Origin of the sequence: Shimia sp., from assembly GCF_965227725.1 — a bacterium.
In the GTDB taxonomy this organism is placed as follows: domain Bacteria; phylum Pseudomonadota; class Alphaproteobacteria; order Rhodobacterales; family Rhodobacteraceae; genus Shimia.
Window position 1 is genome coordinate 229,767 of sequence record NZ_CBDDGH010000001.1, and the last position, 17,335, is coordinate 247,101.

The window sequence follows — 17,335 nt, forward strand, 5'->3', positions numbered from 1 at the left end:
CGATAGCGCTAACGGTGGCGCTACCACAAGCGCTGTTTAGGGTGTTGGGAGAAAGACATGACCACCAAGATAGCCATCAACGGATTTGGCCGCATCGGGCGCGGTGTACTGCGTGCCCTGATCGAAAGCGGCGTAGACGATATTGAAGTCGTAGCCATTAACGATCTGTCACCGAACGACCACCTCGTTCACCTGCTGAAATACGACAGCGTGCACGGCCGCTTGAACGCGGATGTGTCGCTGGAAGGCAACGTGATGAAAGTGGCAGGCCAATCGATCCGCCTTACCGCGATCCGCGACCCGCAGGAACTGCCTTGGTCAGACGTGGACGTAGCCTATGAGTGCACAGGCATTTTCACTGCACGCGATAAGGCGGCGCTGCTGCTGGAAAGCGGTGCCAAGCGCGTATTGATCTCCGCCCCCGGCGCAAATGCTGACAAAACAGTTGTGTTCGGAGTCAACGATGATGCGCTAACCGTTGAAGATGTGATTGTCTCAAACGCGTCCTGCACCACCAACTGTCTTGCCCCCGTGGCCAAAGTGCTCGACGATGCTTTCGGCATCAAAACCGGCTACATGACAACGATCCACGCCTACACCGGCGATCAGCCAACCCATGACACAAACCACAAAGATCTCTACCGCGCCCGTGCCGCCGCGCTGTCCATGATCCCAACTTCGACTGGCGCCGCCCGGGCGATCTCTCTCGTATTGCCGCACCTGAAAGGCAAACTGGAAGGTTCCGCCGTGCGCGTGCCCACCGCCAATGTCTCTATGGTTGACTTGGTGTTTGTGCCTTCCAAAGAAGCCTCTATAGAGAGTGTGAACGCCGCGGTCAAAGCTGCCGCCGAAGGCCCGCTAAAAGGCGTGCTCGGCTATGAGGAAGCACCACTTGTCTCCGCGGACTTCAACCATGACAGTCATTCTTCGGTCTTCGCACCGGCTCAGACCAGCGTCACCGAAGAAGGTCTGGTGCGCGTGGTCAGCTGGTATGACAACGAATGGGGCTTCTCCAACCGCATGCTCGACACAGGCCGCCGTATGGGCGCGCTTCTGAAGGGTTAAATCAGATGGTCGCGCGCGTTATCCCCGTTGCTCCGTTTGATCTGGTGATCTTTGGAGCCACCGGTGATCTGGCCCGTCGCAAAATTTTGCCGGGGCTGTTTCACAGATTTCGCGCGGGCCAAATGCCTGCTGAGGCGCGCATCATTGGTGCGGCGCGGTCCGACATGGACAACGCCGCATTCCGCGCCTTGATCAAAGACGCAATTGTGGAATTTGTGGACGAAGGCCTCCGTCCAGGCGACACGGTTGACACGTTTGTTGAGCGGCTCGCTTACTTTCACGTCGATGCAACCGGCGAAGACGGCTGGCAGGCGCTGAAAGGCTATCTGCGGAATGACACCATCCGCACCTTCTATCTCTCGGTCAGCCCATCTCTCTTTGGCGCAATCGCCCAGCGGCTGAGCCAGCATGGCATCGCCACACCAGACAGCCGTATTGTGGTTGAAAAGCCCTTCGGCCACGATCTGGCAAGCGCCCAGGCGCTGAACAAGGATCTGCTGTCGCATTTTGACGAACAACAGATTTACCGCATCGACCACTACCTTGGCAAAGAGACCGTGCAGAACCTCATGGCTCTGCGCTTTGCCAACTCACTGTTTGAACCGCTGTGGAATTCAACCCACATCGACCATGTTCAGATCACCGTCGCCGAAAGCATCGGGGTGGCTGGTCGCGGCGGGTACTATGACCAGTCCGGAGCAATGCGCGACATGGTGCAGAACCACCTGATGCAGCTGCTGTGCCTGATCGCGATGGAGCCGCCTTCCAAGTTCACGCCCAATTCCGTGCGCGATGAGAAGGTCAAGGTGATCGAAGCGCTGGAACCAGTTGAGCTCAGCGACATCGTGCGCGGCCAATATCTCGCAGGCAGGGATGGCAGCAGCTACCTCGAAGACGTCGAAAACACCGACAGCCGCACCGAAAGCTTTATCGCGATGAAACTCGCTGTAGGAAACTGGCGGTGGGCCGGCACGCCTTTCTATCTGCGCACCGGTAAGCGCCTGCGCGGTCGCAGCTCCGAAATCGCCGTTGTCTTCCGCGACCCGCCTCACAACATCTTCCCCAATAAGATGGAAGGGCGCAAAGGCAATGCGCTGATCATTCGTTTGCAACCGGACGAAGGCATCACCCTGCGCACCACCATCAAAGAGCCTGGCCCGGGCGGTATGCGCCTGACCGAGGTTGCGATGGATATGTCCTTTGCCGAAGCTCTTGGTGAAAATCTTATCTCACAAGACGCCTACGAGCGGCTTATTATGGATGTCATCCGCGGCGACCAAACGCTATTCATGCGGGGTGATGAAGTTGAAGCCGCTTGGGCTTGGGCCGATCCGCTGATTTCCGCGTGGGAAGAGGCTGGACAGCGCCCCGTGCCCTATGATCCGGGCAGCTCCGGCCCCGAAGAAGCGCTTATGTTGATGCATCAGGGCGGGCGTCGCTGGCGCCCGATCGGTAACTAAGGCCAATCGGCCCAAGATAGGAAGGATGGCTCCCATGCCGCTCCACCCAACCGTTGAAAAAGTCACCGAGCGCATCATTGCGCGCAGCAAACCGCACCGTGGCGCCTATCTGGAGCGCATGGCACAAGCCGCCAGCCAAGGCCCTGCCCGCGCACATCTCAGCTGCTCCGGCCAGGCCCATGCCTATGCAGGTGCGGGCGAAGATCAATCTGCACTGTCGACCGGCACCGCTGGCAACCTCGGCATCATCACCGCCTACAATGACATGCTCTCAGCGCATCAACCCTTTGAGCGCTATCCCACGCTGATCCGCGATGCCGCGCGCGCGGCCGGTGGCACAGCCCAAGTGGCTGGCGGTGTTCCCGCCATGTGTGATGGTGTCACGCAGGGCGAAGCTGGCATGGAACTTTCCCTGTTCTCCCGAGATGTGATTGCCCTCGCCGCCGGCGTTGCGCTCAGCCACAACACCTTTGATGCATCCGTCTACCTTGGCGTGTGCGACAAAATCGTGCCCGGCCTTGTGATCGCGGCACAGAGCTTTGGCCACCTCCCAGCGGTCTTCCTGCCCGCTGGCCCAATGACCTCTGGCATCTCAAACGATGAGAAAGCCAAGGTCCGTCAACGCTTTGCGGCAGGCGAGGCTGATCGTGCGGAGCTTATGGCCTCAGAAATGGCGGCATATCATGGCCCGGGCACCTGCACGTTCTATGGGACCGCCAATACCAACCAGATGCTGATGGAGTTCATGGGCCTGCACCTGCCGGGTTCCAGTTTCGTCTCCCCCAACACCGATTTGCGCGATGCGCTCACCGAAGAAGGTGCACGACGCGCGCTCTCTCTTTCTGCGCTCGGCAACAACTACACCCCAACTTGCGATATTCTGGACGAAAAAGCCTTTGTGAATGGCATGATCGGCCTCAATGCCACCGGCGGCTCCACCAACCTGCTGATCCACCTGATCGCCATGGCACGTGCAGGCGGTATCGTGCTGACATGGGAAGATTTTGCAGAATTGTCTGACGCGACCCCTCTTCTGGCACGCGTCTATCCCAATGGCCTTGCTGATGTGAACCATTTTCACGCAGCCGGCGGACTTGGATACATGATTGGAGAACTTCTCTCCGCGGGCCTTCTGCACAGCGACACCAAAACCGTCGCAGGCGAAGGATTGGAAAACTACACGCAAGAACCGAAACTGATAGACGGTGCCTTGATCTGGCAGCCCGGGACAAAAGTGTCGCTCAACGACAAAATTGTACGCCCGGCGACTGATCCCTTCCAACCAACGGGCGGTCTTGCACGGCTTACCGGCAATCTCGGCACCTCTGTGATGAAGATCTCCGCCGTGGCTCCAGAACATCGCTTGGTCGAGGCACCGGCCCGGGTTTTCCATGATCAGGACGAAGTAAAAGCCGCCTTCCAAGCCGGCGAATTGACCGAAGACGTGGTGATTGTTGTGCGGTTCCAGGGCCCCAAGGCCAACGGTATGCCGGAACTGCACAGCCTAACGCCGCTGATGTCGATTATGCAGGGCAAAGGCCTCAAGGTCGCATTTGTCACCGATGGGCGTATGTCGGGTGCATCTGGCAAGATCCCCGCCGCAATCCATGTGAGCCCGGAAGCGCTCGACGGCGGCACCATCGCCAAACTCAAAGACGGCGATATCGTGCGTGTGAATGCCGAGGCGGGTGTCCTCGAAGTGCTCACAGAGGGTGTCGAAGAACGCCCTCCTGTTGTTGCAGATCTGACCGCTTATCAATCCGGCACAGGCCGCGATCTCTTTGCCACTTTCCGCAATGCCGTCGGCTCTGCCACCACCGGTGCCTCTATCTTTGAAGGATCACATTGATGCCGATCACCCCAAAGGATGCCAGCGCACAGGCCCGCGATATCTGCAACGCGGCCCCAATCGTTCCTGTACTCGTTGTCGAAAATGCCTCTGACGCCAAACCTTTGGCCGAGGCACTGGTTGCGGGTGGCCTGCCCGCGCTAGAAGTAACCTTGCGCACACCAGCCGCACTGGATGTGATCCGCGCAATGGCCGAGGTGCCTGGCGGTATGGTTGGTGCTGGTACCCTGCTGACACCGGCAGATGTGAAAGCCGCGAAAGACGCAGGTGCCACATTTGGCGTCTCTCCCGGTGCCACCGACACGCTGATTGCCGCATGTGAGGCCGAGGGGCTTCCCCTCCTGCCCGGTGCAGCCTCCGCCAGTGAGGCCATGGCGCTGCTGGAACGCGGCTATGACATGCTGAAGTTTTTCCCAGCTGAGGCAGCAGGTGGCGCAAAATTCCTCGGTTCCCTGGCAAGCCCGCTACCGCAAATTTCCTTCTGCCCAACTGGCGGTGTGAACCCGCAAAACGCTGGTGATTACCTGTCTTTGCCCAACGTGGTTTGCGCAGGCGGCAGTTGGGTCGCCCCCTCAAAGCTTGTCAAAGCTGGCGCATGGGACGAAATCGAAGCGCTGGCCAAAGAAGCATCGCAACTACCGCGCTAGCCCTCCTCACCAATTCCGACGGCCGCTCACATGATGCAGCGTGCTTTCTTCAGCGAATGGATCAACCGGCGCAGGTGCACTGAGCCGGTTGATTGTCTTTGAGGCCGCGATCAACCCGACGATTGCAAACACTGCGCCCCCAAAGGCCTGGCCAAGCAACACCCCCGACGCGCCCCAAAGCGCCCCGCCTGCGATTACAAAGGGGTAAGTCCCCAATGTATGCCGCCCCCAATTCACATAGGTTGAATAGATCGGGTGCCCAAGATTGTTGAAACAAGCATTACAGACAAAGATCACACCGTTGAAAAACTGCAGAAGCGCAAGCGGCCCGCAGAAGAGGAAGATCAGCGTGCGCATCTCTCCCTCAGCGTCAAAGATATCCGCGATCGGCGCGCGCAGCACGAAAAGGATCAGCGCCGCAAACAGCGTGTAGGCGCTCAGAAACTGCAAACCGGCCTTCAACGTGCCGCGCACCCTGTCAAACTGGCTCGCCCCGAAGTTCTGACCAACGATTGGCCCGATTGCGCCTGACAGCGCAAATACCACGGCAAAGGCCACCGGCAGCAACCGCCCTATTACCGCCATCGCAGCCACCGCATCGGTGCCATAGCGCGCCATTTCACGGGTTACGATGGCAGTTCCCAAAGGCGAGGCTACATTGGTCAACACAGCGGGCCCTGCAATCCCGCCAATCGCCTTGGCGTCGCGCACGAGGAGACGTACCGCAGGCCGCGCATAGCCATTGTGAATACGGATCACGCAAAAGAGCGCGTAGCCGCACATCACCATCCGCGCCACCACTGAGGCATAAGCGGCTCCATCAAGTCCAAGCCCGACGCCAAAGATCAGAATTGGATCCAGCGTGGCATTCACGAGGCCACCAAACACCGTCCCCATCATAGATCGGCGCGCATCGCCATATGCCCGCAGCACCGCCATGCTTGCCATCGCTATGCCCATCAGCGGCATGGTTGGCAGTACGATGCTGACGTATCGCTTTGCCAGCGCTAAGGTCTCCGCCTCAGCGCCCAGCCAGGAAATGATTGGATCAAGCGAACTCAATACGCCAATCGGAACGAGCACGCCAATCATAGCGACAACAACAGCAACCGAAGTGGCATATTCGCGTGCCAGCTGCGGCTGATCCGCGCCCACCGAGCGCGCCACCAGAGAGCCTGAAGAGATCGATAGCCCGATATTGGTCGCGTTGGTGAAGAACAGCAATGTACCGGCATAACCTACGGCAGCCGCAAGTGCTTTGTTGCCAAGCATTGAGATGAAAATCATGTCGACAAAATCGACTGCGAAAATCGCCATCAAGCCGACGGACGAGGTGAGCGACATCACCGTGACATGCCGCATCAAAGCGCCTTGAAGGAAAACTGCCTTAGCCAAATTTATCGCCCCTGTTCCGGTTCATCTTTCTTCAGGTTCGCCGGTGGCGGCACCCACCCGTCCGAGGCTTGAACCCCAAAACCTGTGCTGGCATTGCGCAGCTCTTCTTCCATCTGCTCATTTAGCTCACGCGCCAAGGCTACAAACTCAGGATTGTCCCCTGCCCGCACCCCCGGTTTATGAACAGAAGCTGTATCCACAAGTAGTTTCCGGTCCGCTTTGGTGAACCTTCGCGCCAAGCGCTCCGCTTGGTAAGGGTGAATCCCGAGAGCTTCATAGGCAGAGCGCCCGGCCCGCACCGCGCTGTCAAAGGTTTCCCGCACAATGTCATTTGCACCAGCCTGGTACAGGTCATAGACATGCTCCCGGTCGACCGCACGCGCTACGATATGCACATGCGGGTGATGGCGCGACACATACTCCACCAGATGCGTAATTTGTTCTTTACCGTCGATGGTCACAACCAGCATCTTCGCGTCATCAATGCCCGCAGCATGCAGCATGTCCGGCCGAGTGCCGTCACCAAAAAACACTTTGGTGCCAAACCGGCGAACCATTTCAAGTTGCGTTGCGGAGTAGTCCACCAGCACGGGCTGTTCCCCGATTTGCCGCAGCATACGTGCAACAACACCACCGAAGCGGCCATAGCCGACAACAATAACGGGGCTGCTATGATCAATCTCATCTGCCTCAGCCTCCTGGTCATGGGCAAACTTAGACGCAACCACCCGATCGTAGAAGATGAACAACGCCGGCGTCAGCAGCATGGAGAGTGTCACCACAAGCAATGCAATCTGCGCGATCTCCTGCGGCAGCACATTGTTGGCAACAGTGAAACTCAACAGCACAAAGCCAAATTCACCCGCCTGAGCGAGCCCTAAGGTAAAAAGCCAGCGATCAGCCCCTTGCAGCTTAAAGATCAGGGTCAAAACGTAGAGAACCAAGGCTTTGATCAGCATCACACCAAGCGTGATGCCCACCACCATACAGAGGTTCTCAGCAAGCAAACTGAAGTTGATCGCCGCCCCGACGGTCATAAAAAATAGCCCCAGAAGAAGCCCCCGAAATGGATCGATGTCGCTTTCAAGTTCGTGTCTGTATTCGCTGTTCGCCAGAACCACGCCTGCCAGGAAAGTGCCCAACGCAGGTGACAACCCAACAAGGCTCATCAAGAGCGCAATACCAATCACCAGCGCGAGCGCCGTTGCCACAAACACCTCGCGCAGGTTTGCCAGCGCTACAAAGCGGAACAAAGGGCGTGTCAGAAAGCTACCGATCACGCCAATGGAGCCTATTGCGGCCAAAGTGATCAGACCTACCTGCCAGCCCGGACGCCCATCAACCAGACTGATCGCTGCATGGCCATCGCCATGCCCCTCCCCGTGTTCACCATTGTGCCCTCCGCCATGGGTCACATCGGCACCGTGCTCTGCCAATTCCGGCAAGGCCAAGAGTGGCAACAAAGCCAGCATTGGTATCACGGCAATGTCTTGAAACAACAGAACTTGGAATGACGATTTCCCGCCCTGTGCCTGCATCAAGCCCTTTTCGTTGAGGGTCTGCAAAACGATGGCCGTAGAGGACAGGGCAAAAACCATTCCAAGCGCCAAAGCAACGGTGGGCTGCAGCCCAACAAGCATCGCAATTGCTGCGATCAATGCAATGCTCAACCCCACTTGCAAGCCGCCAAGCCCTAACAGTCGTCGCCGCATGGCCCAAAGCATCTTCGGATCAAGCTCCAAGCCCACCAGAAACAACATCATCACCACGCCAAACTCGGCAAAATGCTGGATTTCAATGATGTCCACATCCAACCAATGGAGGATGGGAGAAATCGCAATACCTGCCAACAGGTAGCCCAAGACAGATCCCAATCCGAGCTTGGACGCCAAAGGCACAGCAATGACGCCCGCAATCAAAATGACGGTGGCAAGCAATAAGAAGCTGGTCATTGGATCACCTCATTCAGGTTTTCGGCTTGTACCACCTCAAATGCATTGGCCGCTTCAAACGACACTTTGTCGTCGCGCAACGCGACCAACCAGCGTCGCCACCCTTCTGCATGAGGGCTTAATCCGTGCCCATCACGCTTGGCCAAAGCGCCATAGAGCACATAGGGTGAAAGAAATTGCATATGGCACAACCGCGCCGTTTGCTCCATCGGCGTCAGCAAAGTGCGCAGGCCAAAACCGTTATAGCCATCTGCTCCGTAGGCCTCTTCTGGCGCGCCGCAGGTAATACCCATCGACCAGATCTTACCCGCTAGTTTGTCTCCGCCAGTCCCATAGGCGAACCCATGTTCCAGCACCAAATCCTGCCATTCCTTGATGATCGAGGGTGAGGAATACCAGAATAGTGGATATTGAAAGAGGATCACATCGCTACGCAGCAGACGCTCCTGCTCGGCCGCTACATCGATATCAAACCGAGGATACTTGGCGTAAAGATCGACAAATTCGATGCCTTCCACTGACTGTGTTGCCGCATTCATAGCTTTGTTTGCCATCGAATGCTGCGCACCCGGATGCGCCTGATAGACCAATACGCGCATATTCGGCGCCTCCCCACGTCAATGCTGCTGCGACACCTTGCCACCGCTTCTGATCAAGACCAACCCAACACAGTCGGCCAAATGGCGATTTCTGCTTTCATGACACAAAGAAAAACGCCGCCCCAAGGGACGGCGTTTTTGATGTCTCATTGCGTTTGGCTTAGCCACCGAAGTCATCAAGCATGATGTCTTCGCGATCCACACCGAGATCTAACAGCATGTTGATCACCGATTGGTTCATGATGGGCGGACCACACATGTAGAACTCGCAATCCTCAGGTGCTGGGTGATTCTTGAGGTACTCTTCAAACAGAACGTTGTGAATAAAGCCGGTGTAGCCTTTCCAATCGTCCTCAGGCAGCGCATCAGAGAGCGCCACGTGCCATTCGAAGTTATCAAACTCCTCGGCCAAACCGTCGAAATCCTCAACAAAGAACATCTCGCGCTTGGAACGTGCACCGTACCAGAAAGTGATTTTGCGATCGCGGTTTTCCAGCCGCTTAAGCTGGTCGAAGATGTGGCTCCGCATTGGGGCCATACCCGCACCACCACCGATGAAGACCATCTCTTTGTTGGTATCACGTGCGAAGAACTCACCAAACGGACCCGAAATCGTCACCTTGTCACCTGGCTTCAGGTTGAAGATGTAAGATGACATCTGACCCGGTGGGATGCCTTGGCTGCCCGGAGGTGGCGAGGCCACACGCACATTCAGCATGATGAGGCCCTTTTCATCCGGGTAGTTCGCCATGGAGTAAGCACGTTCGATTGGCTCGCTCACCGTGGATTCATATTGCCACAGGTTAAACTTGTCCCAATCTTCGTGGTACTCTTCTTCTATCGCGAAGTCTTTGTAAGACAGCTTATGGGCCGGCGCTTCGATCTGAATGTAGCCACCTGCACGGAAGTTCACGTCTTCGCCTTCAGGCAGTTCCAGAACGAGGTTCTTGATGAAGGTCGCAACGTTTTCGTTGGAGCGCACAGTACACTCCCACTTTTTAACGCCGAAAACCTCTTCAGGCACTTCGATGTTCATGTCCTGCTTCACAGCCACCTGACAAGACAGGCGATCACCGCAAGCCGCTTCACGTTTGGTGATGTGGCTTTCCTCGGTTGGGAGGATGGAACCGCCGCCGGAGTGAATGCGCACACGGCACTGAGCACAGGTACCACCACCACCACAGGCAGAAGGAACGAACAGTTTCTGTTCCGCCAGCGTTTGCAGCAGCTTGCCACCCGCAGGCACAGAGATCGTTTTCTCGCCGTTGATTGTGATGTTCACATCACCGGTAGACACGAGCTTGGAGCGCGCGGCCAAAATGATGGTCACAAGCGCCAGAACGATCAGCGTGAAAAGAATGACGCCTAGTGTAAATGTTTCCATGTCCTTTTCCCCTTCAGAGTTTCACGCCGGAGAAGGACATGAAGGCCAAAGCCATCAGACCTGCGGTGATGAAGGTAATCCCAAGGCCTTGCAGACCGTCAGGAATATCGGAGTACTTCAGCTTCTCGCGCACACCCGCCATCGCAGTGATCGCCAGTGCCCAACCAAATCCAGAAGACAGACCGTATGTGGTGGCTTCGGCAAAGTTGTAGTCACGTTCCACCATGAAGAGCGAGCCGCCAAGGATGGCACAGTTCACGGTGATCAGCGGCAAGAACACACCCAGCGCGTTGTAGAGCGGTGGGAAGAACTTATCGAGCACCATTTCCAGGATCTGAACCATCGCCGCAATCACGCCGATGTAGCAGATCAGACCCAGGAAGGTGAGGTCCACATTCGGGAAGCCCGCCCATGCCAGCGCACCTGGCGCCAGCAGGTATGTCAGAAGCAGGTTGTTGGTTGGAACCGTGATTGCTTGAACCAGCATCACAGAAATACCCAGACCAAGCGCGGTCGAAATCTTCTTGGACACGGCGATAAAGGTACACATGCCAAGGAAGAAAGAGAGCGCAAGGTTCTCAACAAAGACGGCCTTTACGGCCAGAGAGAGAAGCCCTTCCATTAGTGGCCCTCCACAACTTGAATTTTGTATTCACGCTCTTCCACCTGCTCAGGTTTCCAGGCACGCACAGCCCAGATCAGCAAGCCAATGATAAAGAACGCCGAAGGCGGCAGCAGCAGCATGCCGTTGGGCACATACCAGCCACCGTTGTTCACAGTCGGCAGGATAGTGATGCCAAACAGGCTACCCGCGCCAAACAGTTCGCGAATGAAGCCAACAACCAGAAGCAATGCCCCATAGCCAAGGCCGTTGCCCGCGCCATCGATGAAACTATCGATGGGCGTGTTTTTCATGGCGAAAGCTTCCGCGCGCCCCATCACGATACAGTTGGTGATGATCAGGCCCACGAACACCGAAAGTGTCTTGGACACATCATAGGCGTAAGCTTTGAGCACCTGGTCCACGATGATTACGAGCGATGCGATGATCACCATCTGCACGATGATACGGATCGAGCCAGGGATCTGGTTGCGCAGCACCGAGATGAACATGGAGCTGAACGCGGTCACAGAGGTCACCGCCAGCGCCATCACAAAGGCCACCTGCAGCGAGGAGGTCACGGCGAGGGCAGAACAAATGCCCAGAACCTGAAGCGTGATCGGGTTGTTGTCGACCAACGGGTCGATCAGAAGGTCTCTCTTGGTTTGCGCCATCAGATCTCTCCCGCTTTGAGGTTTTCAAGGAACGGTGCGAAGCCAGCTTCCCCCATCCAGAAGCGCACGAGGTTGTCCACACCAACCGAAGTCAGTGTCGCACCTGCGAGGGCATCTACATGGTGATCGGCACCAGCAGCCGAGGCAGATTTTGCAACTGTGATCTGCAGCTCACCCGCGTCATCAGCCAGCTTTTTTCCATTCCACAGCGATTTCCAGCGTGGGTTGTCCACTTCGGCGCCAAGGCCAGGGGTTTCCGCGTGGCTGTAGAACTGCAGACCAAAGATGTCGTTGCCGTTCTCTTCCAGTGCGATGAAACCATAGAGCGTCGACCACAGGCCATACCCATGAATAGGCAGGATCACCTTATCTAGCGAACCATCGTCGTTGCGCAGCAGATAAACTGTCACGAACTTGGATTGGCGGCCAATGCCTGCGGGGTCATCGCTCAGGGCCACAGAAAGCTCTGGGTCCGAAGCAGCAGCACGATCGTCAAAAGTCGCGGCATCAAACGCATCGGTGAAGGTGCCGGTTTCCAGTTCAAGAACATGGGGTTCGAACACGCTGAAACCTTCCAGCACATCCATACCCGGCTCATAGAGGCCCGCCACCTGAAGAACGTTGGCTTGTTTGTCCTTGAGCTTGTTTTGCTCCTGCAGCGGACGCAGCGCAACGGAGACCGCAGATACGATCATCGAAGCCACCAGACACAGGGTCACAGCGATAAAGACTGTTTTGCCTACGCTGTCAGGCGGTGCCGCGAGAAAGCGTGCAATCGCGCCTTTGTTTTCGTTGGAAGCGTCAGACATGTTGACGGGCCCTCCGTTTGATATTTGCCTGCACAACGAAGTAGTCGATCAGAGGCGCAAAAACGTTACCGAATAGGATTGCAAGCATCATGCCTTCTGGGAAGGCCGGGTTGATCACACGGATCATGACCACCATGAAGCCGATGAGCGCACCGTAGATATAGCGGCCAACATTGGTGTGGCTGGCAGAGACCGGCTCGGTCACCATGAACACCATGCCAAAGGCAAAACCGCCCACAACAAAGTGCCAGTACCAAGGCATCGCAAACATCGGGTTGGTATCAGAGCCGATCAGGTTCAGAAGCAGCGAGAAGCCGATCATTCCGCCCATGCAGCCTACAACCAGACGCCAGTTGGCAATCTTTGTGATCAGCAGGAACGCCAGACCAATCAGACACGCCAGCGCAGATGTTTCACCGATGGAGCCCTGAACGGTGCCCACAAAGGAGTTCATCCAGTTCATGCCCTGCGCGGCCAGTTGGTCGTAACCCTGAGAAGCAGAAACAGACAGTGCTGTCGCGCCGGAGAAACCATCAACCGGGGTCCAGATCGTGTCACCGGACATATTGGCCGGATAGGCGAAGTAAAGGAACGCACGCCCTGTCAGTGCAGGGTTCAGGAAGTTCTTACCTGTACCGCCGAACACTTCTTTGCCGATCACCACACCAAAGGAAATCCCGAGAGCCACCTGCCAGAGTGGTGCAGACGGCGGCATGATCAGCGCAAACAGCATGGAGCTGACGAGGAAGCCTTCGTTCACTTCGTGGCCGCGAACGGTCGCGAAAATCACTTCCCAGATACCGCCCACGACCAATGTCGTGATGTAGATCGGCAGGAAGTACAGCAAACCATGCGCAAAGTTAGCCAGCGGATTGCTCGCGTCAAAACCAATACCCAGTGCAGAGATGATGCCCGCGCGCCAACCAGAAGGCTCGAATGTCCCGTAAGCAGAGTTAACCTGCAGACCGACGTTATAAAGCCCCATGATGATGCATGGGATGGTCGCGATCACCACATAGGTCATGATCCGCTTCATATCCACGTAAGAACGTGCATGCGGCGCAGCAGTCGTGACAGTCTTAGGCGTGTAGATGAAGCTTTCCACCATCTCATAGAGAGGGAAATACTTCTCGTACTTACCGCCTTTCACAAAATTCGGTTCGATCCGATCAAAGAAGTTACGCAACCCCATTATCAGCCCTCCCGTTCGATTTTGGTCAGGCTGTCACGCAGCGCTTCACCGTATTCGTATTTCGCGGGGCACGCGAAGCCGACCAAACCAAGGTCTTCTTCGTCCAGCTCCAGCGCGCCCAATTTCTGCGCTTCATCGGTGTCCATCACCAGCAGAGCACGCAGAAGCTGCGTTGGCAGGTAATCCTGCGGCATCAGCTCTTCGAAAGTGCCCAGCGGCACCATCGCGCGACGGCCACCGTTCAGGTTGGACGTCAGCGGGTAGAGCTTCTTGGAGAAAGCAGATCCCAGAACCGGCAAGAAAGAGAACTTGCTTGGCATTGGGCGAATCCAGCCCATTGGAATCTGCTTATGATCTTCCTCGATGATCGTGACCTGGCGCGCGTAGCGGCCAAGGAAGGCCTCGACGCTTTCGCCTGCATAACCGCTCAGGATCGAGCCGGAGACCAAACGCACAGGCGCGTCACCGGCGATCTCGCCTTCGGTGAGCTCTGTCAGCGAGGCCCCCTCAATCGTGCGTACAAGACGCGGAGTTTTGCTCAGCGGACCGGTCAGAGCGATTACGCGCGACGAATCGATCTTGCCAGTCTCCAGCAGGCGGCCAATTGCGATCACATCGTGATAACCGATGGTCCAGACAGTCTTGGATGCGCTGGGTGGCTCAAGGAAGTGCATATGCGTACCCGCCAAACCGGCAGGGTGCGGACCGGAGAAGGTCGCAACGGTTACACCAGCAACATCCGCACCAGAAATCTGCGCACCATTGGCGTGACACAGATAGGTTTTGCCATCTGTCAGTGCGGTGATCGCGGCCAGACCTTTGGCAAAGGCTTCACCAGCATCTGCAATCACAACAGCAGGATCGCCAGACAAAGGCTCTGTATCCATCGCATTGACATAGATCGCTGCAGGCTGTGCGTCGCTCGCAGGAACCTTGGAGTAAGGCCGTGTGCGGAAAGAGGTCCAGAGGCCCGCAGCACACAGGCGTTCAACCAGACCTTCGCGTGTGGCGACGTCGCCAACAGCCGAGAAGTCCATCGGTTCTGCCGCGGATGCATCCACCTCGATCTCAACGCTGAGCAACACTCGGCGCGGACCGCGGTTGATCGCCTTCACACGACCAGAAACCGGTGAAACCACTTTGGCTTCCGGCGAATCTTTATGCGCCATGATCGGCGCTCCTGCAGCCACAACGTCGCCTTCTGCGACGGCAATGCGTGGCTTCAATCCTATATAATCGGCCCCGAGGACAGCCACGGTCTTGACCGCTGCTCCCTCATGTATTCCTTCGCCGGGCGCCCCGGTGACTGGAAGATTCAGGCCTTTTCGTAGCGCAAAATGCTGCACGCCAATGTCATCCTGTCGTTGCTGGTTAGTGTTGCGAATGTCGCGACTGATTGCGGCTGCGTATACGCGGAGTCTCGCCAGACAGCCAGTGCAATTCGACCATTTTTCTATTGTTTCTCGTCCCTCAGAGCAATAATGTGCCGCCGACAAAAAAAAGCGCTCGTTTTTGCCGCAATGCGTCATCGACGACACGTCTCATACCTCCAAGCTCACAACGAAGTGTTAGCAATGCCCTCTCTTTCTCGTCGCAGTTTCATTTTTATGGCGCTGGCCGTTGCGGCATGTAAGCGCGGGGCAGCGGACATTCTGCTCAGCGGGCAGACAATGGGGACAAGCTATTCAATTGTGGGCGTGAATTCCTCTGGCGTCGCCGAAACAGAACTCAAAGACGCAATCAACGAGACCTTATTGGATGTCGACACCAAGATGTCCAATTGGAACGGCGCCTCAGAAGTCTCAACAATCAACGCACACTCCCTGAAAACACCGCTGCCCCTCTCTCCGGACATGTCATCGCTTCTGGAAGCGGCCCATCACGTGCACGCAGAGAGCGAAGGTCAGTTTGATATCACACTCGGCCCTTTGATCGATCTCTGGGGATTCGGCGCAGCGCGCCCACCAGGGATCATCCCGGCAGATGCCGAGATCACCGCCGCTATGCGCAGCGTAGGTCAAAAGGAGATGCTGCAAGTCAAAGACGGCCAACTTTACAAAGGCCACCCTGACGCAGCCATGTATCTCTCGGCCATTGGCAAAGGATTTGGCGTAGACCGGCTTGGCGATACACTCGCGCAGTTTGGCCTCACCAACTACATGGTCGAAATTGGCGGCGACATCGTCACATCAGGTACCAACGCGCAAGGCCAGCCCTGGCAGATCGCCATCGAAACACCTGACGCCCTTACCCGCAGCATTCATCAAGTGGTTGGTGTGGCAGATCTGGGCATGGCCACATCAGGCGACTACCGCAATTATTTTGAAAAAGACGGTGTTCGCTATTCCCACATCATCGATCGGAACACGGGGCGTCCTGTTACCCATGCAACCGCATCAGTGACGGTACTCGCAGAAAACGCGATGCTGGCAGATGCTTGGGCGACCGCTTTGCTTGCGCTTGGGCAGGAGCGTGGCCTTGATGTCGCAGAAAAACACAAGATCGCAGCTTTGTTTATTGAACGTTCAGCAAAGACAGACCATGTAACCTTCAACGCGACGCCGAGCACAGAGTTCGACGCCATCATCGCTGGCTAAAAGGCACTACTCTTATGGAAACTTTCCTCTTCGCATTTGTACTTTTGATGCTCGTCACGCTGGGCATGTCCCTTGGCGTAATCATGATGGGCCGCACAATCAAAGGCTCCTGCGGCGGGTTGAACGCCATCAGCGGTGCGGACAAATGCGTGGTGTGCAGCAAGGATATTGATCCAGACAGCCCCTTGCGTGAGCGCCTTCAGTGCCCGCGCGCGCGCAAAATGCTTGAGCAGATGGAAACTGAGAAAACCACTGAGAGCTAAACGCTTGGAAAAGATCGAACCCCAAAAGCCGCACATCATGTGCGGCTTTTTTTGTTGCCAGCTTAACCCGTGGAGACTGGTAGCAAAGCCACCAGTAGCAGGCAGGACGCAGCAACAAGCCCAAAGAGCCAAAGCTGCCACCTTGGCCCCTCTTCTTTCCAAACACGCCGATAGCGGTGCCCCGCCAAACAGGCGAGCACAAACAGAACCGTTGCAACAGCGGGCGAAAGAATCAAATCAGGCAAAGAAAAGTCCCCAAAACGCGGATCTTGCGTATAGGCTGGTGGCATATCGTTAGAATATTGAACACGCAAGGAGCCCAAACATGCCAAGTTCCTATCAGGCCCCAAACCGCCAATCCGAAGAAAAACAGCGGACGCTCAGCCAGACCGCAAGCACGAATACCTCGGCCACGACGGCCACCGTGCAGATGGTGCTCAACCAAAAAGGCAAAGACGTCTTCTCGATCCGTCCGCAAGACACTTTGGGAGCAACGGTAAAAGTCCTGAAAGAGCGCCGCATTGGTGCTTTGCTCGTGACTGATGCGAATGGAGCGTTGATCGGCATTTTGTCTGAGCGCGATATCGTCCGCAAACTCGCGGAAACACCCGGCCAAACGCTTCCACAAAAGGTCGAAGACGTGATGACGACAAACGTCCAAACCTGCACAATTGACGACTCGCTGGTCGACGTGCTGCGGCGCATGACAGAGGGCCGTTTCCGCCATATGCCGGTGATGGACCAGACCGGTCTGGCCGGAATGGTCACCATCGGGGATGTGGTCAATTACCGTCTGGTAGAGCTGGAACACGAAGCGCTCCAACTCAAACAGCTTATCGTCGGCTGAT

16 protein-coding genes are annotated in these 17,335 nt (G+C 56.5%); 7 read left to right on the forward strand and 9 right to left on the reverse strand.

Annotated elements, in window-relative coordinates; genetic code table 11:
- Nucleotides 1-57 precede the first annotated feature (57 nt).
- From gap to eda, 4 genes are read left to right on the forward strand one after another with little or no spacing between them, the layout of a single operon-like run.
- Complete coding sequence (gene gap / locus ACO07T_RS01100; protein WP_422047898.1) at nucleotides 58-1,065, forward strand: type I glyceraldehyde-3-phosphate dehydrogenase; 1,008 nt, start codon at nucleotides 58-60, stop codon at nucleotides 1,063-1,065.
- Nucleotides 1,066-1,070: 5 nt separating this feature from the next.
- Nucleotides 1,071-2,525, forward strand: coding sequence for a glucose-6-phosphate dehydrogenase (gene zwf, locus ACO07T_RS01105; RefSeq protein ID WP_422047899.1), 1,455 nt, complete (start codon nucleotides 1,071-1,073; stop codon nucleotides 2,523-2,525).
- Between the two features lie 34 nt (nucleotides 2,526-2,559).
- On the forward strand, nucleotides 2,560-4,374 hold the full coding sequence (gene edd, locus ACO07T_RS01110) for a phosphogluconate dehydratase (RefSeq protein ID WP_422047900.1): 1,815 nt from the start codon (nucleotides 2,560-2,562) through the stop codon (nucleotides 4,372-4,374).
- Nucleotides 4,374-5,021 (forward strand): bifunctional 4-hydroxy-2-oxoglutarate aldolase/2-dehydro-3-deoxy-phosphogluconate aldolase, encoded by a 648-nt coding sequence (gene eda / locus ACO07T_RS01115; protein WP_422047901.1) that lies wholly within the window; start codon nucleotides 4,374-4,376, stop codon nucleotides 5,019-5,021. Before edd ends, eda begins: the two co-directional genes overlap by 1 nt.
- Before the next feature lie 6 nt (nucleotides 5,022-5,027).
- Here the strand turns inward: eda and ACO07T_RS01120 are convergent, their stop codons facing one another.
- The 9 genes from ACO07T_RS01120 to ACO07T_RS01160 form a co-directional block, all read right to left on the reverse strand.
- Nucleotides 5,028-6,416 carry an MATE family efflux transporter gene (locus ACO07T_RS01120; protein ID WP_422047902.1) on the reverse strand — a complete coding sequence of 463 codons (1,389 nt, stop codon included), beginning with the start codon at nucleotides 6,414-6,416 and terminating at the stop codon, nucleotides 5,028-5,030.
- 2 nt (nucleotides 6,417-6,418) lie between these two features.
- Nucleotides 6,419-8,368 carry a cation:proton antiporter gene (locus ACO07T_RS01125; RefSeq protein WP_422047903.1) on the reverse strand — a complete coding sequence of 650 codons (1,950 nt, stop codon included), beginning with the start codon at nucleotides 8,366-8,368 and terminating at the stop codon, nucleotides 6,419-6,421.
- Nucleotides 8,365-8,967 carry an NAD(P)H-dependent oxidoreductase gene (locus ACO07T_RS01130; RefSeq protein WP_422047904.1) on the reverse strand — a complete coding sequence of 201 codons (603 nt, stop codon included), beginning with the start codon at nucleotides 8,965-8,967 and terminating at the stop codon, nucleotides 8,365-8,367. The genes ACO07T_RS01125 and ACO07T_RS01130 overlap by 4 nt, the downstream gene beginning before the upstream one ends.
- Nucleotides 8,968-9,127: 160 nt before the next feature.
- On the reverse strand, nucleotides 9,128-10,351 hold the full coding sequence (nqrF, locus tag ACO07T_RS01135; RefSeq protein ID WP_209084335.1) for an NADH:ubiquinone reductase (Na(+)-transporting) subunit F: 1,224 nt from the start codon (nucleotides 10,349-10,351) through the stop codon (nucleotides 9,128-9,130).
- A 13-nt stretch (nucleotides 10,352-10,364) separates the two neighbouring features.
- On the reverse strand, nucleotides 10,365-10,973 hold the full coding sequence (gene nqrE / locus ACO07T_RS01140) for an NADH:ubiquinone reductase (Na(+)-transporting) subunit E (protein WP_209065093.1): 609 nt from the start codon (nucleotides 10,971-10,973) through the stop codon (nucleotides 10,365-10,367).
- Nucleotides 10,973-11,626 carry an NADH:ubiquinone reductase (Na(+)-transporting) subunit D gene (locus ACO07T_RS01145; protein ID WP_422047905.1) on the reverse strand — a complete coding sequence of 218 codons (654 nt, stop codon included), beginning with the start codon at nucleotides 11,624-11,626 and terminating at the stop codon, nucleotides 10,973-10,975. Before ACO07T_RS01145 ends, nqrE begins: the two co-directional genes overlap by 1 nt.
- Nucleotides 11,626-12,435 carry a Na(+)-translocating NADH-quinone reductase subunit C gene (locus ACO07T_RS01150; RefSeq protein WP_209065095.1) on the reverse strand — a complete coding sequence of 270 codons (810 nt, stop codon included), beginning with the start codon at nucleotides 12,433-12,435 and terminating at the stop codon, nucleotides 11,626-11,628. The genes ACO07T_RS01145 and ACO07T_RS01150 overlap by 1 nt, the downstream gene beginning before the upstream one ends.
- Nucleotides 12,428-13,627: an NADH:ubiquinone reductase (Na(+)-transporting) subunit B gene (locus ACO07T_RS01155; RefSeq protein ID WP_209084338.1), complete on the reverse strand. Its 1,200-nt coding sequence runs from the start codon at nucleotides 13,625-13,627 to the stop codon at nucleotides 12,428-12,430. The genes ACO07T_RS01150 and ACO07T_RS01155 overlap by 8 nt, the downstream gene beginning before the upstream one ends.
- Nucleotides 13,628-13,629: 2 nt before the next feature.
- Nucleotides 13,630-14,973, reverse strand: a complete 1,344-nt coding sequence (locus tag ACO07T_RS01160; protein ID WP_422047906.1) for a Na(+)-translocating NADH-quinone reductase subunit A — start codon at nucleotides 14,971-14,973, stop codon at nucleotides 13,630-13,632.
- On the opposite strand from ACO07T_RS01160, the gene ACO07T_RS01165 reads away from it, so the two are divergent.
- The 3 genes from ACO07T_RS01165 (at nucleotide 14,965) to ACO07T_RS01175 (ending at nucleotide 17,334) form a co-directional block, all read left to right on the forward strand.
- Entirely contained in the window at nucleotides 14,965-16,224 is a 1,260-nt protein-coding gene (locus tag ACO07T_RS01165; RefSeq protein ID WP_422047907.1) for an FAD:protein FMN transferase, read from the forward strand. The genes ACO07T_RS01160 and ACO07T_RS01165 overlap by 9 nt on opposite strands.
- A 14-nt stretch (nucleotides 16,225-16,238) precedes the next feature.
- Nucleotides 16,239-16,487, forward strand: coding sequence for a (Na+)-NQR maturation NqrM (gene nqrM, locus ACO07T_RS01170; protein ID WP_422047908.1), 249 nt, complete (start codon nucleotides 16,239-16,241; stop codon nucleotides 16,485-16,487).
- A gap of 325 nt (nucleotides 16,488-16,812) precedes the next feature.
- Nucleotides 16,813-17,334 (forward strand): CBS domain-containing protein, encoded by a 522-nt coding sequence (locus ACO07T_RS01175; RefSeq protein ID WP_209078685.1) that lies wholly within the window; start codon nucleotides 16,813-16,815, stop codon nucleotides 17,332-17,334.
- The last annotated feature ends 1 nt before the right edge of the window (nucleotide 17,335 follow it).